This window comes from Sphingobium anseongense, assembly GCF_037725245.1.
GTDB lineage: Bacteria > Pseudomonadota > Alphaproteobacteria > Sphingomonadales > Sphingomonadaceae > Sphingobium.
Genome location: NZ_JBBJUL010000037.1, coordinates 1 through 724 on the forward strand (window position 1 = coordinate 1; position 724 = coordinate 724).

The 724-nt window shown below is 62.0% G+C and carries 1 protein-coding gene; it reads right to left on the reverse strand.

From position 1 onward, the window contains the following. Window positions 1–51 precede the first annotated feature (51 nt). Complete coding sequence (locus tag WG908_RS16490; protein ID WP_340187595.1) at window positions 52–627, reverse strand: nuclear transport factor 2 family protein; 576 nt, start codon at window positions 625–627, stop codon at window positions 52–54. Window positions 628–724 lie beyond the last annotated feature (97 nt).

Below are 724 nucleotides of genomic sequence, written 5' to 3' on the forward strand. Positions count from 1 at the left end.
ACTGCTCATATATATCTCCCAATTAAATTGCAGACATCTGGTATCACGGGGTCAGACCAGCCCCATGTCGTGGCGTAGCTGGAAAACGAGATCCTCCTGATCCCGGCGTGGCTTGACGAGGACCGGGGAACTGATCCCGGTGCCTTCGGGGACTTCGAAAATCAGGTTCTGGTCGGGAATCGCCGTTCGCGACGCGATCTTCCAGGCGCCGTCCCGCTGTTCGAATATGTCGACATAGCGCCCGAAAGACACGACATCGACCGGCCTGTCGCCCTCCACCGAAAGGCCGGCCGCCCTGGCGAACGCCGCCGCGCCTGCCGCCGAATAGCGGATGCAGACCGTCACCCGCGATTCCACCAGCGCGCAGTCCATGCAGGCGAATTCGATCAGGACGTTGGTCACATTGTGGCTGGCGTGCAGGATGTGCCGGTGCCGTTCGCGCATCCATTCGACCAGCCCCGGCACATCGCCTTCGTAAAAGCCGTGATTGTCCACCGCATCGTCGTGAAACAGGCCGGGGATGGCGTCGAGATCGCTGCGGTCGGCGGCGCGGCAGAATTTGTGCACGACATCGGTTATCGCGAAGCGCGCTTCGACCTGCGCCAGCCGTTCCTCGATGTCGCCCACGGTCGCCTTCTCTTCTTAGGACAGCAGCGGCGCGAAACGGTCGATATAGGCCGCGAACCGCGCCCGGATCGCATCGTCGGTCGTGCCGAATTTTTCA